The following is a 22,313-nucleotide window of genomic DNA, read 5'->3' as shown; positions in this document are numbered from 1 at the left end:
GGCGCGAAACATTACATGATCCACCACTTGTGATCAAGTGGTGGTAAAACCATAAACTGCATCAGTACCGACAACTCCGGGCATTGGACCCGAATTAACAAGACGGAAACCCCTGTATGTCAACTTTCGCCTTGACATTCCACCACATCGGGTGGTCATCTGAGGTCCGGCCCGGACGGTGCCGCCGCCGGGCGTGACCGGCCGGCCGTCGCGGCGGGTCCCCGGCCCCCGGCTCCCAGCCCGCCGGGCCCCGGCCCATCGGCTCACAGGCCCGGTCCGCGGGGTCCGCTCACTCGCGGAAGGCCGCCAGGATCCGGTCGGCGGCCAGGGACGGCGTCAGCGTCCCGGCCCGCACGTCCCGCTCGATCTCGGCGGTGATCCCGGCCACCCGCGGATGCCCGTGCAGCGCCGCCAGCAGCCGGTCGGTCACCAGCGACCAGGTCCAGCGGACCTGCTGGCGCCGGCGGCGCTCCTCCAGCTCACCCGAGGCGGCCAGCGCGTCCTGGTGGGCGACGACGTGCGCCCACAGCTCGTCCAGCCCGGCGCCCGACATCCCGCTGCAGGTCAGCACCGGCACCGTACGCTCCGAGCGCAGCAGCCGCAGCGCCCCGGCCAGCTCCCGGGCCGCCTTGCGGGCGTCGGCCTCCCCCGGCCCGTCGGCCTTGTTGACCGCGATCACGTCGGCGAGCTCCAGCACGCCCTTCTTGATGCCCTGGAGCTGGTCGCCCGTCCGCGCCAGGGCCAGCAGCAGGAAGGTGTCGACCATGTCGGCGACGGCGGTCTCGGACTGGCCCACGCCGACGGTCTCCACCAGCACGACGTCGTAGCCGGCGGCCTCCACCACGACCATCGCCTCCCGCGTCGCCCGCGCGACGCCGCCCAGGGTGCCGGAGGTCGGCGAGGGCCGGATGAAGGCGTCCGGGTCGGCGGCCAGGCGCGCCATCCTCGTCTTGTCGCCGAGGATGCTGCCGCCGGTCCTGGTGGACGACGGATCGACGGCGAGCACCGCCACCCGGTGCCCCTGACCGGTCAGCCGCACGCCGAGGGCGTCGATGAACGTCGACTTGCCCACCCCCGGCACGCCGGTCACGCCGACCCGGCGCGCCCGGCCGGCCGACGGGGTCAGCTCGGCCAGCAGCCGCTGCGCCAGCTCCCGGTGGTCGGGGCGGGAGGACTCCACCAGGGTGATCGCCCGTGCGATCCACGCCCGGGAGCCCTCCTTCACCCCGGCGGCGTAGTCGTCAAGCGTCCGCGCCATGGTCCAGCCGGGTGAGCAGGTCGGCGAGCAGCCCGCGGGCGGCGTCGGCGATCACGGTGCCGGGCGGGAAGATCGCCGAGGCCCCGGCGGCGCGCAGCGCGTCGAAGTCGCCCGGCGGGATCACCCCGCCGACCACGATCATGACGTCCCCGGCGCCGAGCGCGGCGAGCGCGTCGCGCAGGGCGGGCACCAGCGTCAGGTGCCCCGCCGCCAGCGAGGAGACCCCGACCACGTGCACGTCGGCCTCGACCGCCTGGCGGGCGACCTCCTCGGGCGTCTGGAACAGTGGGCCGACGTCCACGTCGAACCCGAGGTCGGCGAAGGCCGTGGCGATCACCTTCTGGCCCCGGTCGTGGCCGTCCTGGCCCATCTTGGCCACCAGGATCCGGGGGCGTCGCCCCTCCAGCCGCTCGAACCCGGCGCACAGGTCGCGGACCTCGTCCACGCCGGAACCCACCTCCTCCCGGTACACCCCGGAGATCGTGCGGACCTGGCCGGCGTGCCGGCCGAAGACCTTCTCCAGCGCCTCGGAGATCTCCCCGACGGTGGCCTTGGCGCGGGCCGCCTCCACCGAAAGCGCGAGCAGGTTCGCGCCGTCCTCCGCGCCCTTCGTCAGCGCCGCCAGCGCCTCCTCCACCGCGCGCGGGTCGCGCTCGGCGCGCAGCCGGCGGAGCTTGTCGAGCTGCCGGGCCCGCACCGCGGTGTTGTCGACCTTCAGCACCTCGATGGGCTCGTCGGCGTCGGGCCGGTACTTGTTGACGCCGATGACCGGCTGCGCCCCGGTGTCGATGCGGGCCTGGGTGCGGGCGGCGGCCTCCTCGATGCGGAGCTTGGGCAGCCCGGCGTCGATCGCGGCGGCCATGCCCCCGGCCGCCTCCACCTCCTCGATGTGCCCCCACGCCCTGCGCGCCAGCTCGGCGGTGAGCCGCTCGACGTAGTAGGAGCCGCCCCACGGGTCGATCACCCGGCAGGTGCCCGACTCCTGCTGCAGCAGCAGCTGGGTGTTGCGGGCGATCCGCGCCGAGAAGTCGCCCGGCAGCGCCAGCGCCTCGTCCAGCGCGTTGGTGTGCAGCGACTGGGTGTGCCCCTGGGTGGCGGCCATCGCCTCCACGCAGGTGCGCACCACGTTGTTGAAGACGTCCTGGGCGGTCAGCGACCAGCCGGAGGTCTGCGAGTGCGTCCGCAGCGACAGCGACTTGGGGTTCTCCGCCCCGAACCCCGACACCAGCCTCGCCCACAGCAGCCGGGCGGCCCGCAGCTTGGCGACCTCCATGAAGAAGTTCATGCCGATGCACCAGAAGAACGACAGGCGCGGCGCGAACGCGTCGACGCCCAGGCCCGCGCCGACCCCGGCCCGCAGGTACTCCAGGCCGTCGGCGAGGGTGTAGGCCAGCTCCAGGTCGCAGGTCGCCCCGGCCTCCTGGATGTGGTAGCCGGAGATCGAGATCGAGTTGAACTTCGGCATCCGCTCGCTGGTGTAGGCGAAGATGTCGGAGATGATCCGCATCGACGGCCCAGGAGGGTAGATGTAGGTGTTGCGGACCATGAACTCCTTGAGGATGTCGTTCTGGATGGTGCCGGCGAGCTGCTCCGGCGCCACCCCCTGCTCCTCGGCGGCCACGATGTACAGCGCCAGCACCGGCAGCACCGCGCCGTTCATGGTCATCGACACGCTCATCCTGTCCAGCGGGATGCCGTCGAAGAGCTGCCGCATGTCGTAGATCGAGTCGATCGCCACCCCGGCCATGCCGACGTCGCCGGCCACCCGGGGGTGGTCGGAGTCGTAGCCCCGATGGGTCGCCAGGTCGAAGGCGACCGACAGGCCCTTCTGCCCGGCGGCGAGGTTGCGCCGGTAGAAGGCGTTGGACTCCTCGGCGGTGGAGAAGCCGGCGTACTGCCGGATCGTCCACGGCTGGGTGGCGTACATCGTCGGGTACGGCCCGCGCAGGTACGGCGCCACGCCCGGGTAGGTCGCCGGGAAGTCCAGCCCGTCGAGGTCGGCGGCGGTGTAGAGGGGCTTCACCCCGATCCCCTCGGGGGTCTCCCACACCGGCCCGCCCCGGCCGTTTCCGGAGGCACGCCGTACGGCCGGCCCGGCGGCGCTCCCACCGCCGTCCGGTGGAACCGAGGAGGCGCTCTCACCGCCGTCCAGCGGGACCGAGGAGAAGTCGGGAATCATCGGGTCACCCCCAGGTCGTCGAAGGTCGTGCGGAGCACGCCGAGCGCGTCGCACCCGGCGTACAGGTGGTCGTCCACACCCGGGTACTCCCCCCGCCCGGCCAGCCAGATCCTCCTGGCCCCGGCCGCGCGCAGCGCGGCGGCCACCGGGGCGGCGTGCTCGCCGTACAGGCGGTCGCCGGAGCACAGGCAGGCGACCCGCGCGCCGGAGGCGGTGAACGCGGCGGCGATCTCCTCCGGGTCGGTCAGCGGGCCGCCCGGCACGGTGGCGATCCCGCCGGCCTGGAACAGGTTGGCGGCGAACGACGCCCTGGCGTTGTGCGCGGCCACCGGCCCGATGGTCGCCAGGAACACCCGGGGGCGGACCGGCTGGGCGTCGGCCAGGTCGCGCAATCGCTCGAACTCCCCGGCGTAGTGGACGCCGGAGGCGGGACGCGGGTGCGGCGGGCGCCGCAGCGGGCGCTCGGCCGGGTCGGGGAACTCGCTCACCCCGGTGATCGGGTCACGGCGGTGCGCGACGGCCTCGGCACGCCGCTCCCGGGTGGCGGCCAGCCGCTGGGCGACGAGGTCGTCCCCGCCCTCCGACCCCGCGCCGCCGGCGCGCTCGATCTCCCGGAACCACCCCCAGGCCCGCTCGGCCAGGTCGCGGGTGAGGCGCTCGACGTAGTAGGAGCCGCCGGCCGGGTCGGCCACCCGGGCCACGTGGGCCTCCTCCAGCAGCAGCGAGTGGGTGTTGCGCGCGATGCGGCGGGCGAAGGCGTCCGGCAGGCCCAGCCGGGCGTCGAACGGCTGCACGGTCACCGCGTCGGCCCCGCCGGTGCCGGCCGCGAAGCAGGCGAGCGTGGTGCGCAGCATGTTCACCCACGGGTCGCGGGCGGTCATCATGGCCGAGGAGGTCACCGCGTGCTGGCGCTGCCCGGCGTTCCGCGTCACCCCGCACACCTCGGCGACCCGGGCCCACAGCAGGCGCGCGGCGCGGAGCTTGGCGATGGTGAGGAACTGGTCGGCGGTGGCGGCGTAGCGGAACTCCAGCTGCCCGAACGCCTCCTCCTCGCCCAGCCCGGCGCCGGTCAGCACCCGCAGCGCCGCGACGCCCGCGGCGAGGGAGCAGCCCAGCTCGTCGGCGTCGCCGCCGCCGGCGTCGTGGTACGGCGTGGCGTCCACGACGGCCGCGCGCAGCCCGGGGAACTCCGCGGCGCAGCGCCGGGCCAGGTACGCGGCGGTCTCCGGGTCGCGCAGCGGGTCCGCGCCCAGGGTGCCGGTCAGGAACCCCGCCACGGACCCGCCGTCGCCGCCGCCGGCCGCGGGCCCGCCGGGGCCGCTCCCGGCGGGGCGCTCACGGGCGGCCTGCCCGGCCGCCAGTGTGAACAGGGTCTCGGCCGCCTCGCGGGTGCGCTCCCCGGCGTCCAGCGCGACCGAGATCAGCTCCAGGTGGACCCGTTCCAGGACGCGCGGCAGGTCCTCGGGGCCGACGGCGAGCCACAGCGAGGTGACGCCGTTCTCCAGGTCGGCGAGCACCGCCTCGGCGTCGGCCGTCTCGTGCCGCTGCCGCGTCTCCCAGCCGCCGCCCCCGGGCCGGGAGCCGCGGACGTAGGGGGCGGCTCCCGGCAGACCGGGATCGCCGGGCAGGTCGGAGGCGTCGTAGAGCGGGGCGATGGTCACACCGTCGTGGGTCGTCACGGCCAGCGCCTCCTCGGGCGAGGCCGCCTCCACGCCCGACCTGCGCAGGACCCCGAGCGCCAGTTCCCGCCACCGCTCCCGCGTGGCCGGAGGGAAGCCGGCGGTCCATCGAAGTTCCTCAGGCGGCACCGTCATGCCTGGGATCGTAAGCCCCGCGGCCCGGTGACGGCGTCCCGGGGTCCCCGCCCGGGTGTGTCCCGCCCGGGGTCCGGGCCTGTCAGGTGACGGGCTCCTCCCAGGCGGCGTTCCAGGTGGCGCGGTCGACGGCGCCGGTGGCGGGCAGGCCCTTCTCCTCCTGGAACTTGCGGCAGACCCGCTGGGACTCCTCGCCGTACAGGCCGTCGGCGTCGAGATCCCAGCCGCGCTCGCGCATCTGGCGCTGCCAGGTGCGGACGTCCGCGCCCTCCATGACCGGCGGGTACTTCAGGACGCGCCCGGGGAAGACCGGGTGCGGCTCCGGCGGGGCGGGGGTGCCGCCGGGACGGGGCGCGCCCCGCTTCACCCACGCGTACAGCGGCTCGCCGGGGCAGTCGGTGGCGTACCCGTCGCGGTGACCCTTGATCTCCCGGCCCGCGCCGCCCTCGGCGCGCAGGTACTCGACCGCGTCGAGTACGGCGTGCAGGATGCCGTCGGTGGGCTTGGTGAGCCCGGTCGAGCCGACCAGGGCCAGCACCGCGTAGTGGCCGCTGTTGAGGCCGGGGCCGTTGGCCGCGGGCAGGTGGTGCAGCCCCCTGCCCTCGAACACCTTCCGGTGCGGGCACGCCACCATGCTGTAGCCGATGTCCAGCCAGCCGTTGCCGTCCATGTGCTGGTTCTGGATGGACCTGACCAGGGCGACGCACTTGGCGTGGTCGTCGACGATGCCGGGGTCGACGCGCCCGCCGGTGTAGTGGACCTTCACGCCCTTGGTGGAGGAGATCCGCGAGTACGAGCCGCGGGGGGCGCGGGCGCCCCATGCGCGGCGGGTCACTATGTCGGCCACAGGTGTCTCCAGGGGGAACGCGAACTGCTCGATGTACCGCGCGACCGACGTTATCCGTAGCGTCCCGCGAAGCGGGGCGGGTTTCGCAAATACCACCAGTCGCATCTTCGTCACATGCGGGGCCAATGACGGTTACACCCCGAACATGGACGTATCACTTCCACCTCCGGAGAGGTCGAAACCACCGGCGTCCCGCGGCGCCGGGCCCGGTCGTTCCCGCGTGGACCCGCCTGCGGCGGAAGATCGCAGGTCGGAAGCGAGGGGCGCGAGCCATGACGGCCCGCCGGGGACACGTCGAATGACCCGGACCACGTCGCCTCACCGGAACCGGGCGGACGACCATGACGCCCCGCCGAGGCCGGCTGCGGACGGACCGGGCCGCGGTGTCTCTTCCCCGGCTTCGACGGGCCGCCCCGCTAGAGCGTCTCGCCCCGGTCGGGGCGGATGACCCGGCGTTCGGTGACGATGGCGGTGATCAGGTCGCGCGGCGTCACGTCGAAGGCCGGGTTCAGCACGGCCGCGCCCTCCGGCGCCAGCCGTACCCCTCGCACGCCGAGCACCTCCTCCGGGTCGCGGTCCTCGATCTCGACGTGGTCCCCGGAGGGGGTCGCGAGGTCCACGGTGGACTCCGGGGCGACGACGACGAACGGCACCCCGGCGCGGCGGGCGCCCAGGGCCAGCGCGTAGGAGCCGATCTTGTTGGCGGTGTCGCCGTTGGCGGCGATCCGGTCGGCGCCGATCAGCACGGCGTCGGCCTCTCCCCTGGCCAGCAGGAACGGTCCCGCCGAGTCGACGACCAGCCGGTACGGAGCTCCCATCCGGCCCAGCTCCCAGGCGGTGAGCCGGGCGCCCTGCAGCAGCGGCCGGGTCTCCAGGGCCAGCACCCCGGCCAGTCGTCCCCGCTCGTGCAGGGTCTGCGCGACGCCGAGCGCGGTGCCGCGCTCCACCGCGGCCAGGCCGCCGGTGTTGCAGACGGTCATGATCCGCGGCCGGTCACGGCCGGTCAGCTCGCACACCAGGTCCGCGCCCCGCTCCCCCATGGCGCGGCAGGCCGCGATGTCGGCGTCGCGGATCTCCAGCGCGCGGCCGAGCACCGCCTCGAACCCCCCGCCGAGGTGCTTCAGCGCCTCGTCCACGCCCCAGGCGAGGTTGACCGCGGTCGGCCGGGCGGCCCGCAGCCGGGCCGCGGCGGCGGCCGGGTCCGGTTCGGTGGCCGCCGCGAGCGCGACGCCGAGCGCCCCGGCGACGCCGAGCGCGGGCGCTCCCCGTACGGCCAGCCGCCGGATGGCGTCGATGAGGCCGTCCACCGTCGTGACCCGGACGACGACGCACTCGCCGGGCAGCAGGGTCTGGTCCACAAGCTCGACGGCGTCACCGGCCCAGTCGATCGTCCGCATGCCTGGCAATCTACGCCCGCTCCCCGGGGAGGCCGCCACCCCTGTTCCGGCCCGGCGGCCACGACCGCACGACGGCGCGGGGGACAGACCTGGGCGTCGCCGAGGCCAGGAGAACCTGACTCCCCGGATAGGACCGGGCAGGCCGGGCGGGCGCGCACCGTGCCCCGGCGATGACCGGCCGCCCAGGTCAGACGGGTTCTGGCTGCTTCTCCCTGTGCGGCGCGGGCGGAGGCGCCCGTCCGAAGCGCGCCCGCCGTCCTCGCAGCCCGGCGAACAAGTCGGGGCCGCCGTACGTCTCAGAGAGGCATGAGACGATCCAACGGCGCCGGGCGCCTCCCGGCCCTCTCGATGGTGGTGGCGGGCGTGCTGATGGCCTCGGCCGCGTGCGGCTCGGCGACGCCCGTCCAGCGGAACGGCTCCCCCGTGGGGACCGCCGGTGACGCCGCACCGATCGCAGCCGGGGACGCCGCGCCGATCACGGCAGGGGGAGCGCGGCCCGCGGACACCGCGCCGATCGCGGCCGGAGGCGCCGTGACGGCGACGACCGGGGACGCCGCGCCGGCCGCGGCGGGGGAAGCGCGGCCCGCGGACGCCGCCCCGGCGGCGGGCGCCGCCGCCCTCCCGGGCACGGCGGCGCCCGGACGCTGCCGGACCGGCGCGCTCTCGGCCCGGGTCGGGCGGGTGGACGCGGGCGCGGGTCAGCGGTACGCGCCGCTGGTGCTCACCAACAGGTCCTCCGGGTCCTGCCGGGTGTACGGCTTCCCGGGCCTGGTCATGATCGACCGCGGCGGCGACGCGTTGCGCACCAGGCCGCGGCGGGAGAACGTCCGCCCGCAGGGGGTGACCCTGCGGCCCGGCGCCTCCGCCCACTTCAGGATGCACTGGACCGAGGTGCCGAGCGGGCGGGAGACCACCTGCCCGGCGGCCGCGCGGCTGATGGTCATCCCGCCGGACGAGACCGCCTACCTGACGATCCCCTTCACCGCGCGGGTCTGCGGCGACGGGCGCATCGACCTCACCCCGGCGGCCCCGGGCGCACGCCTCTGACCCCGGCGGCCCCGGGCGCACGCCTCTGACCCCGTCCCCCTCTCCGGCCGCGCCCCCGGGGGCCGTGAAGCATGATCGGTTACGCTGGCGGGATGTTGCTGGAGCATCGCGGTGCGCGGCCGGTGGTTCCGGAGTCCGCGTACGTCGCCCCCTCCGCCGTGCTCTGCGGTGCGGTCGTCCTCGGCGAGCGGGCCCGCGTCCTGCACGGCGCCGTGCTCACCGCCGAGAGCGGCGAGGTGCGCGTCGGAGCGGACGTGGTGGTGATGGAGAACGCCCTGGTCCGCGGCCGGGCCGGGCACCCGGCGGTCCTGGGCGACGCCGTGCTGATCGGTCCGCACGCGCACGTCAACGGGGCGGTCGTCGAGGACGAGGTGTTCGTCGCCACCGGCGCCTCGCTGTTCCCCGGGGCGGTGGCGGGCACCCGGTCGGAGCTGCGGATCAACAGCGTGCTGCACGTGAACTCCCGGCTGGCCCCCGAGACCGTCGTGCCGATCGGCTGGATCGCGGCCGGCGACCCGGCCCGGCTGTTCTCCCCCGACCGGCACGAGGAGCTGTGGGAGGTCCAGCGCGAGCTCGACTTCCCCGGCACCGTCTACGGCGTGCCGCGCGGCTCGTCGATGCGCGGCATCATGGCCCGCCAGGTCGAGTTCTACGGCGCCCACCTGGAGGACCGCCTGCTCGACGATCCCGGCGGGCACGGAGGCTGACCTCCCGCCGGGCGGCCTCCCGCGTCAGCCCGCCGGGGCGTCGCCGTAGGCGGCCAGGAGCGCGGGGAGCGTTCCGGTGGCCGCGGCGATGGCGGCGGTGTCCTGGTACTCGCGCCATCGCACGACCTTCCCGCCGTACACGGTGAGCACCCCGACGAAGCCCGCGGCGGCGCGGAGGCCGGTGGTGGTCACCGTCCCGGCCAGCTCGTACTCCACGACGATGGTCCCCGGGTCGTCCGTACGGTGGACCACGACGTCGCGGACCTCCTCGAACCGCACGGGCAGCGCGGCCCGGCCCCGCTCGGCGAAGGCGGTGAACTCCCGGCGTCCCTCGATGCGGCGCGGACGGCCGGGCGGGGCGAACGGGGTCTCGACGACGGCGTCCTCGGCGAGCAGGTCGCCGAAGCCGGCACCGCCCTCCAGCCACCGCTTCCGCGCGGCCTCGAAGACCTCGACGGGACCGGGCGCACCGGCCGTTCCCAGCACGTTCTCGGGCATGATGGATCCCCTCCCTGGCGGACGGATAAGATGAGTTTTGACTCACTTTGATAATCGTGAGCGGAGACTCACTTTGTCAACGCCCGGAAGGAGGACGGTTCCGATGGCCCCGCCGACATCACGGCCGACAGATCCCGCCGAGCCCGGCACCGCCGCGGGAAAGCCCACGGGAGAGCCCGCGGACCCGGCGGGCGGCCGGGAGATGCGCGCCGACGCCCGCCGCAACCGGGCCCGCATCCTCGCCGCCGCCGGGGAGGTCTTCGCCGAGAAGGGCCCCGCCGCCTCGACCGAGGAGGTCGCGGCCAGGGCCGGGGTCGCGGTCGGCACGGTCTTCAAGCACTTCCCCGCCAAGCGGGACCTGCTGCGGGCCATCATGAAGGACCTGCTCGCCGAACTGACGCGGGACGTCGCGGACCTCGCGGCCCGCGACGACCCCGCCGCGGCGCTGTTCGCCTTCATGGAGCGCACGGTGGAACAGGCCGCGCACAAGCGGACCGTCGCCGGCCTGCTGGCCGAGGCGGGCGCCGGGATCCAGGTCTCCGATGCCCTGCTGCCCCTGCGAGAGGGCATCGAAGCGCTCCTCACCCGGGCCCAGCGGGCCGGCACCGTACGCGAGGACGCGTGCGCCGACGAGGTGATCGCCCTGATCACCGGCCTGTGCCAGGGCGCGATGCACGCCGGATGGGACCCCGGGCTGCGCCGCCGCACCCTCGCCATCGTCGCCGACGGCCTCCGCGCTCACCCTGACGCGCTTACTCCTTCTCCGGTCCGACGAACAGGATGACCTGTCCGTCCGATCCGGCCACCGCGTCGTGGACGTACCACTCCGGCCTCACCTGGTCACGGCGGAGACCGTCGGGGTACGGCCGGTCGGACCCGTTGGACTCGTAGCGGTACTCGACTCCGGTGATCTTCCGCTCGTCCAGGACGGCCCACGCCTCGGCCACCGTACGGCCCGGGACGTCCCAGGGACGCGAGAATCCGGCATCCCCTCCTCTCCGAGGACGTGAAGCCGCGACGTCCCCGGGGAGACCACCCGGCCATGCGACGGCCGGAATCGGCGGGCCGTATCCGCCGCGATGTTCGGCGAAAACCCGTCACGTAAAGTGGTGTTCACGTTACGGTAAGCGACATGCCGTCTCCTGCTCACGACGCTCTCATCGAGCTCTTCCGTGACCACCCCCGACTGGCCGTGGAGGTCCTGCGCGACCTCCTCGGCCAGGACCTGCCCGACACACCGCTGACCCGCACGGAGAACTTCACCTTCAACACCCGCCCCTCCGACGACATCGAACCCGACCTCGTCGTCGTCCTGGGACCACCGCCCAGCCCCGCGCACGTCATCATCGTCGAGATCCAGAAGGACACCTCCAAAGACCCCCGCCAGCTGGCCCGCTACGCCGCCCACGCCTGGCTGATGCTCAAATGCGACGCCACCGTCCTGGTCGTCTGCCCCGACACCCGCACCGCCGCCCACTACTCCCGGCCCATCGACTCCGGACTGACCGGCTACCGCCCGCACCCCCGGGTGCTCGGGCCCGGCACCATCCCGGCCATCACCGACCCCCAGCAGGCCGCCGCCCACCCGGAACTGGCGGCCCTTTCGATCATGGCCCACGGCCGCGACCGCAAAGTCGTCGAGGCCTTCGCCACGGCGCTCACCGAGCTGCCCGCCGAACACGCTCCGGATTACTATGAATACGCTTACGACATGTCCGCGCCCGAGGTGCGGCGCCTCCTGGAGGAGATCATGAAGTCTGCCACCTGGCCCGTCTACAGCCCCTTCGCCCGCGAGCACTACGGCCGCGGCATGGCGGACGGCGAAGCGAAAGGCAAAGCGGAAGGCAGAACAGAAGGCAAGGCCGAGGAGGCCGCCAGGCTGGTCCTGCTGGTGCTGAACGCCCGCGGCCTCGACGTCCCCGACGACGTCCGCACCCGGATCGCCTCCTGCACCGACCTCGACCTCCTGGAGATCTGGGCGACCCGCGCGGCGACCGCCCGGACCACCCACGACCTGTTCCACGAGACGAGCGAAGAGAACCACTGACGAAAACCCGCCCGCGAGTAGGGGCCGGCTTCCATCGGCCGGCGCGCCGGCTGCGGCTCCGGCTCCGGCTCCGGCTCCGGTGGCATCGGAACTCCTCTCCGGCGGAGATGCCGGGAAGCTCATGGGCTGAGCCGTCGCGCGCCGCCGGTACGGTCACCGTACCGGCGGTGTTTCCGCGCTCGGCCGGGAAAACAGTACGGCGTGCCAGAATGCACCATGACGCTGCCGACGCTGACCGTGGTGAGCGGGCCTCCGGGCTCAGGCAAGACGACCCTGGCCCACCGGCTCGCCCGGGAGCTCGGCCATCCGGCGATCATCCGTGACGAGATCAAGCAGGGCATGACCGACGCCGCCGGCGGCCGCGACCCCGGGGCGAGCGCGGCGCTCAACCTGCCGGTCCTGAGGGTGTTCTTCGACGTCCTCGGCCTGCTCACACGGGCCGGGGTCAGCGTGGTCGCCGAGGCCGCGTTCCAGGACCGGGTGTGGCGGCCGAACCTTCAGCCGCTCACCGGTCTCGCGCGGATCCGCGTCATCCGCTGCGTCGTCGACGCCGCGCTCGCGGGCGAGCGCATCGCCCGGCGCGCCGCCCACGACGCCCACCGGGCCGCCCATGCCGACCACGACCTGCTGAAGGCGATCGCGGCGGGTGAGCACGACCTGGCCGCCTTCGGCTGGATCAGCATGGAGCTGCCGACGTTGACCGTGGACACCACCGGCGACTACGACCCGCCCCTGCCCGACATCGCCGCCTTCGCCACGGAACGCGCCCCCTCGTGAGACGGGGTCTCCGCGTGCCTCCGGCCCCGGATCCGGGCGGTACGGTCTCCCCGTGACGGAACGACGTGCGATTCTCAGCGGCTCCACCTTCGAGGAGGAGATCGGTTACGCCCGGGCGGTGGTGGACGGGGATCTGGTCCACGTGTCGGGCACCACCGGGTTCGACTACGCGACCATGACGATCTCCGACGACGTGGTCGAGCAGGCCGAGCAGTGCCTGCGCAACATCGGCGCGGCTCTGGCCGAGGCGGGCTGCTCGTTCGCCGACGTCGTGCGGGTGCGGTACCTGCTGCCTGACCGCGAGGACTTCGAGCCCTGCTGGCCGACGCTGCGGCGTCACTTCGGTGAGGTCCGCCCGGCCGCGACGATGCTCGTGTGCGGCCTGGCCGATCCCCGGATGAGGATCGAGATCGAGGTAGACGCGCGCCGCCCCCGGACGCGGGACGCCTCCCCGGCCTGACCACCGGACGAAGCCTGACCACCGGACACCGCATACGGCATGGCCCCCGGGCGTGACCTGAGTCCCGCTCCGTCCGCGCCCGGATCGGGGGTGTCGTTCGCGGGCCGGGCGGACTAGCGTGCTGGATCATGACCGAGGCGGGCGGGCGGATGATCGGGGGGCGTTACCGGCTGGTCGAGGCGGTCGGCGCCGGGGGCATGGGCCGGGTGTGGCGGGGCCACGACGAGCTGCTGGACCGTGAGGTCGCGGTCAAGGAGCTGATCCTCCCGCCGCACGAGGACGCGGCCCGGCGGCGGACGCTGGAACGGCGGGCGCTGCGCGAGGCGCGGGCGGCGGCCCGGCTGAGTCATCCCGGGATCGTCACCGTGCACGACGTCGTCACCGGCGACGGTGGCCCGATGATCGTGATGGAGTTCCTCGACGGCCCCTCGCTGTCGGCGGAGATCAGGCGGCTGGGCCGGCTGGACCCCGTCCGGACGGCGCGGATCGGCCTGGCGATGGCCGAGGCGCTGGCGGAGGCTCACGCGGCCGGGATCGTGCACCGCGACCTGAAACCCGCCAACGTGCTGCTCGCCGGGGACCGGGTGGTGATCACCGACTTCGGCATCGCGCACCTGGCCGAAGAGACCGCCCTGACCACCTCCGGCGCGGTGCTGGGCACTCCGGCGTTCATGGCCCCCGAGCAGGCCGGTGACCTGCCGGTCACCGCGGCGGCCGATCTGTGGTCGCTGGGGGCGACGCTGTACGCCGCGTCCGAGGGCCGCCCGCCGTACACCGGGGCGACCGTGCTGGCGGTGCTGGCGGCCCTGATCACCGCCGAGCCCGCCCCACCCGAGCACGCCGGGCCGCTGCTGGCTCCGGTCCTGACGAGTCTGCTGTGCCGGGACCCCGCGCGGCGCCCGGACGCCCGGCAGGCGGCGCGGGCGCTGGCCTCGATCATGGACGCCGCGTCCGTCGCCGCGACACCGCCTCCGGCCCCGACCCCGGCCTCGACTCCGGCTCCGGCTCCGGCTCCGGCGGACACGGCTCCGCCGGCGGCTCCCGCACGATTGGAGGAGGCTCCGGTTCCGGCGCCGTTGGAGAAGGCGGCGGCCAGGGCGAAAACCCACGCGGGAGCCGCCACGCCGGATCCGGTGCGGCCGAAGACGACCACGACCCCGGACCCGGCGCGGACGTCCGGGGCCTCCCCGTCCCGGCGCCGGATCCTGCTGCTGGGCGGGCTCGGCGTCCTGACCGCCGCCGTCCCGGGCGCGGTGCTCCTCCTCGGCCCGGAGACCGGAGCCGTTCCGGAGACCGGAGCCTCCCCCGGAACCGGAGCCGCCGCGGACCGGTCCGGCGCCGGAACCCCGGATCCGGCGGGCCGCACCGGCAGCTCCCCCGGCCCGTCCGGCTCCGGGACCCCGGGCCCGGCCGCGACCCCGGCGGTCACCCCGGACCCCGGCGGCACCGCCCCGCCGGGGTCCGGGGCGTGGCGCCCGGCCGCCGTGCTGACCGGTCACGCCGACCACGTCTACGCCGTGGCCTTCAGCCCAGACGGGCGGACGCTGGCCACCGGCGGCGGCGACGGCACGGTACGGCTGTGGGACGTGGCGGGTCTCAGGAGCACGTCGGCGCTCACCCATGTCGGCCCCGTCTCCGCGGTGGCGTTCAGTCCCGACGGCAGGCTGCTGGCCGCGGGCGGCGACGACGTGCCGGTACGGCTCTGGGACGCGAAGAGCCGCGCGCCCGTCGCCTCCCTCGGCGGTATGGGCCCCGGCGCGGCGCTCGCGTTCGCCCCCGGCGGGAGGATCCTGGCCGGAGGCGGTGACCGTGCCGTGCAGCTGTGGGACGTGACCACCCGCCGGATCATCGCCACGCTGCCGCACGCCGACTTCGTGAGCGCGGTGGCGTTCAGTCCCGACGGGAGGCTCCTGGCCGCCATCGGCGGCGAGGAGACGGTCCGGCTGTGGGATGTGAAGAGCCGGAAGACCGCCACGGGCCTGGCCGAACGCACCCGGGGCGTCTCCACCCTGGCGTTCGGCCCGGACGGGAGCCTCCTGGCCGGAGGCGGCGACGACGAGACGGTGCGGTTGTGGGACGTGGCGAGCCGGAAGGCCGTCGCCGTGCTCACCGGCCACCGCAACTACGTGTCCCGGGTGGTGTTCAGCCCGGACGGCCGGCTGCTGGCCTCCGGCGGCGGCGACCGTACGGTGCGGTTGTGGGATGTGGCCGGCCGGAAGGCAGGGGCCGTCCTCACCGGTCACACCGAGGCCGTCTACGCGGTGGCGTTCGCCCCGGACGGCCGGCTGCTGGCCTCCGGCGGCGGCGACCGTACGGCACGGCTGTGGCGAGCCGGCTGACCCGCGGAGCCGACGGCGCTCCGGATGCCGAGTGCGCCCGGTAAGTTCGCCTCAGCCTGTACAGCCAGGTGCCGGCGACCGCGGCGGGCCGTGGGGACCGCTCTTGGAACGGGGCGGTGGGCGGTGCATCATCGAGATCCCGCCCCGTGACGGCCCCAGACCGGCCATTCGAAGGAGAACGCCCGTGTCCCAGCGCGCCGACCTGCACGACCTGCACGAGGAGCTCGTACGGCTCCGTCATGACCTGCACCGCGAGCCGGAGATCGGCCTCGACCTGCCGCGTACCCAGGAGAAGGTGCTGCGCTTCCTCGACGGACTGCCGCTGGAGGTCGGCACGGGCCGGGCGCTGAGCTCGGTGACCGCCGTGCTGCGCGGAGCGCTGCCGGGGCCGACGGTGCTGCTGCGGGGCGACATGGACGGCCTGCCGGTGACCGAGCGCACCGGCCTGCCGTACGGCTCGGCCGTCGAGGGGGCGATGCACGCCTGCGGGCACGACCTGCACACCGCGATGCTGGCCGGGGCGGCGCACCTGCTGTCGGCGCGCCGGGACCGGCTGGCCGGATCGGTGGTGTTCATGTTCCAGCCGGGCGAGGAGGGGCACGGCGGGGCGAGGATCATGCTCGACGAGGGGGTGCTCGGGCTGACGGGCGAGCCGCCCGTCGCCGCGTACGGCATGCACGTGATCAGTGCGGAGATCCCGCACGGGCTGTTCGTCTCCAGGGCCGGGACGGCCATGGCGGCGGCGGACAAGCTGGGGGTCACGGTGCGCGGCCGGGGCGGGCACAGCTCGGCGCCGCACCGGGCCAAGGACCCGATCCCGGCGGCGTGCGAGATGGTGACCGCGCTGCAGACGATGGTGACGCGGGGCTTCGACGTCTTCGACCCGGTGGTGGTCACGGTGGGCAGCTTCCACGCGGGCACCGTCGACAACGTCATCCCCGACGAGGCCCGGTTCGAGGTGACACTGCGGTCGTTCTCGGCCGAGGCGCACGCGCGGGTGCGGGAGGCGGTGCCGGCGCTGGTGCGCGGCATCGCGGCGGCCCACGGCCTGGAGGCGGACATCGAGTACGTGGTGAACTACCCGGTCACCGTGAACGACCCGGCCGAGGCCCGGCACGTGGAGGAGACGGTCCGTGAGCTCCTCGGCGAGCACCGCCACCGTCCCATGCCGCGGCCGCTGACCGGGTCGGAGGACTTCTCCTTCGTCGGGCAGCGGGTGCCGTCGGCGTTCGTCTTCCTGGGTGCCTGCCCCAGGGACGCCGATCCGGGCGGGATGCCCTACAACCACTCGCCCGAGGCGTTCTACGACGACGGCGTGCTGGCGGACGGGGCCGCGGTCTACGCCGGGCTGGCCGAGCGGCGGCTCTCGGCCGCCGCACCCGTCTGACGGTCCCGTCGCCGGTGGGCCGCCCGCCGCCGGCCGTCCCACCCGGGTGGCGGCTCAGGCGGGCCCGCCCGCCGGATGCACGCGACCGGCCGGGTCCACGCGGCCGGTTCGCCGTACCCGCCCGGCGGGTTCCGGCGTCCGGCCGTCACCCCGCGGCGGGGCCGGCGGCCTCACGGAGCGCGGCGAGCAGGTTCCGTACCCGCTCGCGGGTCTCGCCGGGCCCGCCGGCGGTCAGCGCGGACCCCATCCCGCAGGCGACGGCCCCGGCGGCGATCCACTCCGGCGCGGTGTCCGCGGTGACGCCGCCGGTGGGCACCAGCGGCGCCTGGGGCAGGGCCGCCCGCACGTCGCGCAGCCAGCCCGGTCCGAACGCGGAGGCGGGGAAGAGCTTGACCGCGTCGGCGCCCAGCTCCAGGGCCCGGACGATCTCGGTCGGGGACGCCGCGCCCGGGATGACGGGCACGCCGTACCGGTGGCCGGTGCGGATCACCTCGGGGTGCAGGCTCGGCGAGACCAGGAAGCGGGCCCCGGCCTCGACGGCGGCGCGCGCGGCGGCCTCGTCGAGGACCGTGCCGGCGCCGACCAGCGCGTCCGGCGGGGCCTGCGCGACCGTCTCGCGGATCGCGCGCAGCGCGTCCGGCGTGGTCAGCGCCACCTCCAGGGTGCGCAGGCCGGCGTCCAGCATGCCGCGCGCCACGTCGGTCGCCTCGGCCGCGCCCGCGGACCTGACGATGCCGAACACCCGTTGCGCGACGGCCCGGCGGGTGATCTCCCAGCGGTACATCTTTGTCTTCTCCTCGTCTCGTTCCGTTCCGGCCGTTCAGCGGTGCACGGTCTCGCCGCCGTCGACGAACGCGGCCAGCGCGCGGTCGCGCTGGGACGCCGACGGCAGGCCCTCGACGTCGGTGACCGACTGGATCGTCAGGGCGGCGACCGTGGCGCCCTCCGCCAGCGCCCGCTCCGGGCCGAGCCCGCGCAGCGTGGCGGACAGGAACCCGGCCGCGAACGCGTCCCCCGCCCCCACCGGGTCCACCACGGGCACCTCGAAGGCGGGCCGGTTCCAGGAGCCCTCGGCGGTCACGGCCGTCGCCGACCGGTCGGGGTTCTTGACCACCACGGTGCCGACGCCGTCCGCCCGGAGTCGGGCGACGGCGTCGGCGGCGCGCCGGCCGGTCAGGAGCTCCAGCTCTTCCGCGCCGGCCAGCAGGATGTCCGCGCGGGACAGCAGCGGCTCCACGACCTCCCGCCACCGCCCGGCGTCGCCGAGCTTGCGGCGGACGTTGGGGTCGAAGGACACCGGGACGTCCCGCTCACGGGCCAGCTCCAGCAGCCGTCCGGTCGCCCGGCGGGTTTCCTCCGACAGCATCGGCGTGATGCCGGTCAGGTGGAGCAGCCGGGCGCCGTCCAGCGCCGCGGGGCCGGGCCAGTCGCCGGAGGCGTGGCAGGCCGCCGATCCGGCCCGGTGGTACTGCACGTCGATCGCCCGGGCGGGGTGGCTGTCGCGGATGAGCACCCCGGTCGGGTGCCGCTCGTCGGTCTGCGCGTGCGACAGGTCGACGCCCTCAGCGCGCAGGTCGGCGAGGACCGCCTCGCCCGCCGGGTCCGCGCCGACCCGGCCCAGCCACCGTACGGCGTGGCCGAGCCGTGCCAGTCCGATCGCCACGTTGCCCTCGGCTCCGGCCACCGAGCGGCGGAAGCTGCGGGCGCGGGCCAGCGGCACTCCGGGCTCGGCCACCATCAGGAGCATGCACTCCCCGTATGTCACGACCTCGGCCACAATCCCACCTCATTAAATATTATTTAATCGACCACTGTTGCCGTGATGATCGCCGCCGTCCCGGCTCCTCCCGCACCGGAGACCCACGATGGCCGTACGGCGGCGTCCTTCATCGGAAACCGTGTTCCAGCGGGGCGCCCTCGGCCCCGGGGACGCGCAGCCGCCACAGCGCCCCGCCGGAGTGCGCGGTGACGCTGTCGCCGAGCCGGCCCCCGTCGGTCACGTAGAGCGCGTCGCCGTCGAAGGCGCAGTTGGTGGGCGTCGCGGGACCGGTCAGCCGGGCCGCCTCGCGCCCTCCGGCGTCGAGGACGTGCACCGCCCCGGAGCCGACCCCGGTGACGAACAGCCGCCCGTCCGCCGCGGCGCACAGGCCGTCCACGAGCGCGCGTTCGTCGTCGAAGACGTGCAGGACCCGGATCGCGCCGCCGGCCGTACGGTGGACCACCCGGCGGGTGTACGACTCGGTCCAGATCACCCCGTCGCCGCCGGGGTGGGCGATGATCCCGTTGGGGTACACCGGCCCGAGGTCGGCGACCACCTCGGCCGTGCCGCCGGCGGAGACGGCGTACACGTATCCGGGGTCGGGGCGCTCCACCGGGTCGAAGCGGCCGGGGTCGGTGACGTAGAGGAGGCCGTCGGCGGCGAAGGCCAGGTCGTTGGGAGCGCGCATGGGCCGGCCGCCGGCCTCGGCGGCGAACATCTCGACGCGGCCCGCGGCGTCGACGACCTGGACGCCGGGGACGCGGGGGTCCTCGGATCGCCACGGCCCGACGACGCCGCCGTTCTGGGTGACGAACAGCCTGCCGCCGGCGCCGCGCGCGGTCGCGTTGGGGCCGCCGCCGACGCGGGCGTACGGCCGCACGCCCTCGCCCGGCGTGTACAGGCTGACCAGGCCCCGGTAGGTCTCGACGAACGCGACCGCGCCGCCGTCCAGTACCGACGGACCCTCCGGCCAGGCCAGATCCGCGCCGACCCGCTCGGCCGTCATCTCACGCCTCCCGCGGCGGCGCTTCCCCCGGCGGCGCTTCCCGTGGCCGGTCCCCCGGCGGAGACGTCGGCGGCCTCTCCGCCGGAGGCTTCGGCGGCCTCCGCGGCGGCCCGCCCGCCGCCCAGCCGCCGGACGTCGCGGGTGGCCTCGTCGAGCAGCGCCAGCATGCGGTTCCGCGCGCCCTCGGCGTCCTGGTCGCGTACGGCCTCGGCGACGTCGCGGTGCCACTCGTAGCCGCGCTTGATCGACACGCGGTGGCCGTGGACGTAGCGGTCGCGGGCCTGCAGGCCGATCTCGATGACCACGGCGAGCTGCTCCACCAGCTCGTTGTGGGTCGCGGCGATGAGCGCCCGGTGGAACCGCAGGTCGGCGTCGACGATGGACTCGTCGGCGGGGTCGGCCCGTTCCATGTCGGCCAGCGCCGCCTCCATCTCCGCCAGATCCTCCCTGGTGCGGCGGCGGGCGGCGAGGGCCGCCGCCGACGGCTCGACCATGGCCCTGATCTCGGCGAGCTTCTCCAGCATCGACGGGTCGGTGAACGCCTCGAACTGCCAGCGGAGCACGTCCGGGTCGATGAGGTTCCAGGCCCGCCGCTCGCGCACGAACGTTCCCCGCTTGGGCCGGGCGTCGATCAGCCCCTTGCCCGCCAGCACCTTGAGCGCCTCGCGGATCGCGGTCCTGCTGACGTCGAACTCGACGGCGAGGGCGTCCATGTCGAGGGTGTCCCCGGGGACGAGCTCGCCCCTGACGACGCGCAGCCCGACGCCGTCCACGACCCGGCCGTGCATCCCCCGGTCCGGATATCTCCTCATGCCTCCCGCTCTCCTGTCGTCCGCAGGTGGTGATCAGCCATGTTCGACGACCACCCGCCAGGTCGTCCTCCCGGAGGCGGGCACGGCCGCCGTCTCGCCGTCCGCCGCCTGTGAGCGATCATGCACGGCGCCGAGCATAGGCTCCACCCCGAAGCTGCGGTAGGGCGGGCCGCCGTCCCAGGCGTATCCGCCGAGGTTCCGCCAGACGCCGAACCCCACGGGGCCGTGCTCGCTCTCCAGGCCGAACCGCAGCGCCGCCTCCCCCGTGGTGACGCGCAGCGACGCCAGCCCCGGCAGCAGGCAGAACGCCGCGCCGCCGTCGTCGGGGCCGAGCACGTCGAACCGGCCGGTCCCGGCGGGGCGCGGCCAGTGCCCGGTCAGGGGGCCGGGCCCGCCGTACGGCCACACCCGGGCGGGGTGACCGTGCGGGACCTCGACCCGGAGGCCCGGCTCGGGGACCAGCAGCGCGTGGAAGGCCCAGACGAACGGGTATCCCGGCTCCGCGCGCAGCTCGTAGTCCACCGTGATCCGCTCCCCGGCGGTGATCCGGCGCGAGAGGCGGTAGTCGCCGGTCTCCACGGCGGCCTCGGCGGCGTCGCCGATCCACGGCAGCGCCCAGACCTCGCCGTGGTCGGGCTCGCCGACGACGGTGGGGAAGCACTCCTCGACCCCGCCCACGTCGACGAAGGCCGCACCGGGCGTCACCCCGGCGCGCCGCGGGTCGGGCCGGGACCACAGCCACTCGCACCCGCCGGGGCCGGTGAGCGAGTCCCACCGGCCGCCGCGCCGGACGTCGACCGCGACGCGGAACCCGCCGGGGTCCCCGAGCACGCTCACCATTCGGTCAGGCTCCCGTCGTCGCGCCGCCAGACGGGTGAGCGCCAGCGGTGGCCGCGGGCCGCCGCGCGCTCCACCTCGGCGGCGTCCACCTCGATGCCGAGCCCGGGGGCGTCCATCAGCGGCACGTGGCCGTCGGCGTAGGCGAAGACGGTGGGGTCCACCAGGTAGTCCAGCAGGTCGGCGTGCTCGTTGTAGTGGATGCCGAGGCTCTGTTCCTGGATGAGCAGGTTGGGGGTGGCGAAGCCGACCTGGAGGCTGGCCGCCAGGGCGATCGGCCCGAGCGGGCAGTGCGGCGCGAGGGACACGTCGTGCACCTCGGCCAGCGCGGCGATCCGCCGGGTCTCGGAGATCCCCCCGGCGTGGGAGATGTCGGGCTGCGCCACCGCGATGCCCGCCTCCAGGGCGGGGCGGAAGTCCCAGCGGGAGTACAGCCGCTCTCCGGTGGCGATGGGGATGCTCGTCGAGGCGGTCACCGCCGCCAGCTCGCGGGTCAGCTCGGGCACCACCGGCTCCTCGACGAAGAAGGGCAGGTACGGCTCCAGCAGCGGCAGGACCCGGCGCGCCATGGGCAGCGTCATGCGGCCGTGGAAGTCGAGCGCGACGTCGACCCCGTCGCCCACCGCCTCGCGCACCGCGGCGAGCCGGGCGGCGATCTCCTTGGTCTCGGCGGGCGTGTCCAGGAGCCGCAGCGCCCCGGAGGCGTTCATCTTGACCGCGGTGAAGCCCGCCTCGACCTGGGCGAGCGCCGCCTCGGCGACGTCGGAGGGGGTGTCGCCGCCGATCCAGCTGTAGACGCGGATCCGGTCACGGACCGGGCCGCCCAGCAGGCGGTGCACCGGGACCCCGTACGCCTTGCCCGCGATGTCCCACAGTGCCTGGTCGATCCCGGCGACGGCGCTGGACAGCACCGGGCCGCCCCGGTAGAAGCCGCCCCTGGTCAGGACCTGCCAGTGGTCCTCGATGCGCAGCGGGTCGGCGCCCACGAGGTAGTCGGACAGCTCCTCCACGGCCGCCGCCACCGTGGCGGCCCGGCCCTCGACCACCGGCTCCCCCCAGCCGGTGATCCCCTCGTCGGTGTCGATCCGCAGGAACAGCCAGCGGGGGGCGACCGGGTAGGTCTTGAGTGAGGTGATGCGCAT

General features: G+C 75.0%; 21 protein-coding genes. 8 read left to right on the top strand and 13 right to left on the bottom strand.

What is annotated here, in order from left to right; translation table 11 throughout:
• Positions 1 to 289: 289 nt before the first annotated feature.
• From meaB to mtnA, 5 genes are all read right to left on the bottom strand, one after another.
• Positions 290 to 1,258 carry a methylmalonyl Co-A mutase-associated GTPase MeaB gene (meaB, locus tag ACZ6W9_RS13835; protein ID WP_389962803.1) on the bottom strand — a complete coding sequence of 323 codons (969 nt, stop codon included), beginning with the start codon at positions 1,256 to 1,258 and terminating at the stop codon, positions 290 to 292.
• A complete protein-coding gene (gene scpA, locus ACZ6W9_RS13830) occupies positions 1,242 to 3,437 on the bottom strand; it encodes a methylmalonyl-CoA mutase (RefSeq protein WP_470117967.1) in 2,196 nt (731 codons plus the stop codon). The genes meaB and scpA overlap by 17 nt, the downstream gene beginning before the upstream one ends.
• Positions 3,434 to 5,251: a methylmalonyl-CoA mutase family protein gene (locus ACZ6W9_RS13825; RefSeq protein WP_389962797.1), complete on the bottom strand. Its 1,818-nt coding sequence runs from the start codon at positions 5,249 to 5,251 to the stop codon at positions 3,434 to 3,436. The genes scpA and ACZ6W9_RS13825 overlap by 4 nt, the downstream gene beginning before the upstream one ends.
• 82 nt (positions 5,252 to 5,333) lie before the next feature.
• The gene (locus tag ACZ6W9_RS13820) at positions 5,334 to 6,098 is read right to left on the bottom strand and encodes a peptidoglycan recognition protein family protein (RefSeq protein WP_389962794.1); all 765 of its coding nucleotides are present in this window, start codon (positions 6,096 to 6,098) and stop codon (positions 5,334 to 5,336) included.
• Between the two features lie 416 nt (positions 6,099 to 6,514).
• Positions 6,515 to 7,495, bottom strand: a complete 981-nt coding sequence (gene mtnA / locus ACZ6W9_RS13815; protein ID WP_470117964.1) for an S-methyl-5-thioribose-1-phosphate isomerase — start codon at positions 7,493 to 7,495, stop codon at positions 6,515 to 6,517.
• A 306-nt stretch (positions 7,496 to 7,801) separates the two neighbouring features.
• On the opposite strand from mtnA, the gene ACZ6W9_RS13810 reads away from it, so the two are divergent.
• Both ACZ6W9_RS13810 and ACZ6W9_RS13805 read left to right on the top strand, forming a co-directional pair.
• Positions 7,802 to 8,542 (top strand): DUF4232 domain-containing protein, encoded by a 741-nt coding sequence (locus ACZ6W9_RS13810; RefSeq protein ID WP_470117963.1) that lies wholly within the window; start codon positions 7,802 to 7,804, stop codon positions 8,540 to 8,542.
• A gap of 92 nt (positions 8,543 to 8,634) precedes the next feature.
• On the top strand, positions 8,635 to 9,249 hold the full coding sequence (locus tag ACZ6W9_RS13805) for a gamma carbonic anhydrase family protein (protein WP_389962785.1): 615 nt from the start codon (positions 8,635 to 8,637) through the stop codon (positions 9,247 to 9,249).
• A gap of 24 nt (positions 9,250 to 9,273) precedes the next feature.
• On the opposite strand, the gene ACZ6W9_RS13800 is transcribed toward ACZ6W9_RS13805, so the two are convergent.
• Positions 9,274 to 9,747: a nuclear transport factor 2 family protein gene (locus tag ACZ6W9_RS13800; RefSeq protein ID WP_389962782.1), complete on the bottom strand. Its 474-nt coding sequence runs from the start codon at positions 9,745 to 9,747 to the stop codon at positions 9,274 to 9,276.
• Positions 9,748 to 9,850: 103 nt separating this feature from the next.
• Here ACZ6W9_RS13800 and ACZ6W9_RS13795 point away from each other — a divergent pair, with 103 nt between their 5' ends.
• Positions 9,851 to 10,531 (top strand): TetR/AcrR family transcriptional regulator, encoded by a 681-nt coding sequence (locus ACZ6W9_RS13795; protein WP_470117962.1) that lies wholly within the window; start codon positions 9,851 to 9,853, stop codon positions 10,529 to 10,531.
• Here ACZ6W9_RS13795 and ACZ6W9_RS13790 read toward each other — a convergent pair.
• Positions 10,500 to 10,694, bottom strand: a complete 195-nt coding sequence (locus tag ACZ6W9_RS13790; protein WP_389962776.1) for a hypothetical protein — start codon at positions 10,692 to 10,694, stop codon at positions 10,500 to 10,502. The two genes, ACZ6W9_RS13795 and ACZ6W9_RS13790, sit on opposite strands and share 32 nt — an antisense overlap.
• Before the next feature lie 185 nt (positions 10,695 to 10,879).
• Between ACZ6W9_RS13790 and ACZ6W9_RS13785 the strand changes: the two genes are divergently transcribed.
• From ACZ6W9_RS13785 to ACZ6W9_RS13765, 5 genes are all read left to right on the top strand, one after another.
• Positions 10,880 to 11,794: an RpnC/YadD family protein gene (locus ACZ6W9_RS13785; RefSeq protein WP_470117961.1), complete on the top strand. Its 915-nt coding sequence runs from the start codon at positions 10,880 to 10,882 to the stop codon at positions 11,792 to 11,794.
• A gap of 216 nt (positions 11,795 to 12,010) precedes the next feature.
• The gene (locus tag ACZ6W9_RS13780; RefSeq protein ID WP_470117959.1) at positions 12,011 to 12,571 is read left to right on the top strand and encodes a P-loop nucleotide/nucleoside kinase family protein; all 561 of its coding nucleotides are present in this window, start codon (positions 12,011 to 12,013) and stop codon (positions 12,569 to 12,571) included.
• Positions 12,572 to 12,623: 52 nt separating this feature from the next.
• On the top strand, positions 12,624 to 13,031 hold the full coding sequence (locus ACZ6W9_RS13775) for a RidA family protein (protein ID WP_362938290.1): 408 nt from the start codon (positions 12,624 to 12,626) through the stop codon (positions 13,029 to 13,031).
• A gap of 128 nt (positions 13,032 to 13,159) precedes the next feature.
• Positions 13,160 to 15,370 (top strand): WD40 repeat domain-containing serine/threonine protein kinase, encoded by a 2,211-nt coding sequence (locus ACZ6W9_RS13770; RefSeq protein WP_470117957.1) that lies wholly within the window; start codon positions 13,160 to 13,162, stop codon positions 15,368 to 15,370.
• A gap of 184 nt (positions 15,371 to 15,554) precedes the next feature.
• A complete protein-coding gene (locus ACZ6W9_RS13765) occupies positions 15,555 to 16,757 on the top strand; it encodes a M20 metallopeptidase family protein (RefSeq protein ID WP_470117955.1) in 1,203 nt (400 codons plus the stop codon).
• A gap of 145 nt (positions 16,758 to 16,902) precedes the next feature.
• Here the strand turns inward: ACZ6W9_RS13765 and ACZ6W9_RS13760 are convergent, their stop codons facing one another.
• The 6 genes from ACZ6W9_RS13760 to dgoD form a co-directional block, all read right to left on the bottom strand.
• Complete coding sequence (locus ACZ6W9_RS13760) at positions 16,903 to 17,541, bottom strand: bifunctional 4-hydroxy-2-oxoglutarate aldolase/2-dehydro-3-deoxy-phosphogluconate aldolase (RefSeq protein ID WP_389967549.1); 639 nt, start codon at positions 17,539 to 17,541, stop codon at positions 16,903 to 16,905.
• 36 nt (positions 17,542 to 17,577) lie between these two features.
• Entirely contained in the window at positions 17,578 to 18,534 is a 957-nt protein-coding gene (locus ACZ6W9_RS13755; protein ID WP_470117953.1) for a sugar kinase, read from the bottom strand.
• 109 nt (positions 18,535 to 18,643) lie between these two features.
• Positions 18,644 to 19,522 (bottom strand): SMP-30/gluconolactonase/LRE family protein, encoded by an 879-nt coding sequence (locus tag ACZ6W9_RS13750; protein WP_389967545.1) that lies wholly within the window; start codon positions 19,520 to 19,522, stop codon positions 18,644 to 18,646.
• Positions 19,519 to 20,334, bottom strand: coding sequence for a FadR/GntR family transcriptional regulator (locus ACZ6W9_RS13745; protein WP_470117951.1), 816 nt, complete (start codon positions 20,332 to 20,334; stop codon positions 19,519 to 19,521). The genes ACZ6W9_RS13750 and ACZ6W9_RS13745 overlap by 4 nt, the downstream gene beginning before the upstream one ends.
• Positions 20,335 to 20,367: 33 nt before the next feature.
• Positions 20,368 to 21,174 (bottom strand): aldose epimerase family protein, encoded by an 807-nt coding sequence (locus tag ACZ6W9_RS13740; protein WP_470117949.1) that lies wholly within the window; start codon positions 21,172 to 21,174, stop codon positions 20,368 to 20,370.
• On the bottom strand, positions 21,168 to 22,313 hold the full coding sequence (dgoD, locus tag ACZ6W9_RS13735; protein ID WP_389967540.1) for a galactonate dehydratase: 1,146 nt from the start codon (positions 22,311 to 22,313) through the stop codon (positions 21,168 to 21,170). The genes ACZ6W9_RS13740 and dgoD overlap by 7 nt, the downstream gene beginning before the upstream one ends.

The organism is Streptosporangium sp. NPDC053982 (assembly GCF_055585205.1).
The sequence above is the reverse complement of the archived record's forward strand: the minus strand, read 5'-3'. Positions and strand labels throughout refer to the sequence as shown.

Coding starts and splice junctions, on each gene's coding strand:
- ACZ6W9_RS13785 (WP_470117961.1), top strand. CDS start 10,880: ATGCCGTCTCCTGCTCACGACGCTCTCATCGAGCTCTTCCGTGACCAC.
- ACZ6W9_RS13760 (WP_389967549.1), bottom strand. CDS start 17,541: ATGTACCGCTGGGAGATCACCCGCCGGGCCGTCGCGCAACGGGTGTTC.
- meaB (WP_389962803.1), bottom strand. CDS start 1,258: ATGGCGCGGACGCTTGACGACTACGCCGCCGGGGTGAAGGAGGGCTCC.
- ACZ6W9_RS13800 (WP_389962782.1), bottom strand. CDS start 9,747: ATGCCCGAGAACGTGCTGGGAACGGCCGGTGCGCCCGGTCCCGTCGAG.
- ACZ6W9_RS13770 (WP_470117957.1), top strand. CDS start 13,160: ATGACCGAGGCGGGCGGGCGGATGATCGGGGGGCGTTACCGGCTGGTC.
- ACZ6W9_RS13805 (WP_389962785.1), top strand. CDS start 8,635: ATGTTGCTGGAGCATCGCGGTGCGCGGCCGGTGGTTCCGGAGTCCGCG.
- ACZ6W9_RS13780 (WP_470117959.1), top strand. CDS start 12,011: ATGACGCTGCCGACGCTGACCGTGGTGAGCGGGCCTCCGGGCTCAGGC.
- dgoD (WP_389967540.1), bottom strand. CDS start 22,313: ATGCGCATCACCTCACTCAAGACCTACCCGGTCGCCCCCCGCTGGCTG.
- ACZ6W9_RS13750 (WP_389967545.1), bottom strand. CDS start 19,522: ATGACGGCCGAGCGGGTCGGCGCGGATCTGGCCTGGCCGGAGGGTCCG.
- mtnA (WP_470117964.1), bottom strand. CDS start 7,495: ATGCGGACGATCGACTGGGCCGGTGACGCCGTCGAGCTTGTGGACCAG.
- ACZ6W9_RS13810 (WP_470117963.1), top strand. CDS start 7,802: ATGAGACGATCCAACGGCGCCGGGCGCCTCCCGGCCCTCTCGATGGTG.
- ACZ6W9_RS13745 (WP_470117951.1), bottom strand. CDS start 20,334: ATGAGGAGATATCCGGACCGGGGGATGCACGGCCGGGTCGTGGACGGC.
- ACZ6W9_RS13795 (WP_470117962.1), top strand. CDS start 9,851: ATGGCCCCGCCGACATCACGGCCGACAGATCCCGCCGAGCCCGGCACC.
- scpA (WP_470117967.1), bottom strand. CDS start 3,437: ATGATTCCCGACTTCTCCTCGGTCCCGCTGGACGGCGGTGAGAGCGCC.
- ACZ6W9_RS13740 (WP_470117949.1), bottom strand. CDS start 21,174: ATGGTGAGCGTGCTCGGGGACCCCGGCGGGTTCCGCGTCGCGGTCGAC.
- ACZ6W9_RS13825 (WP_389962797.1), bottom strand. CDS start 5,251: ATGACGGTGCCGCCTGAGGAACTTCGATGGACCGCCGGCTTCCCTCCG.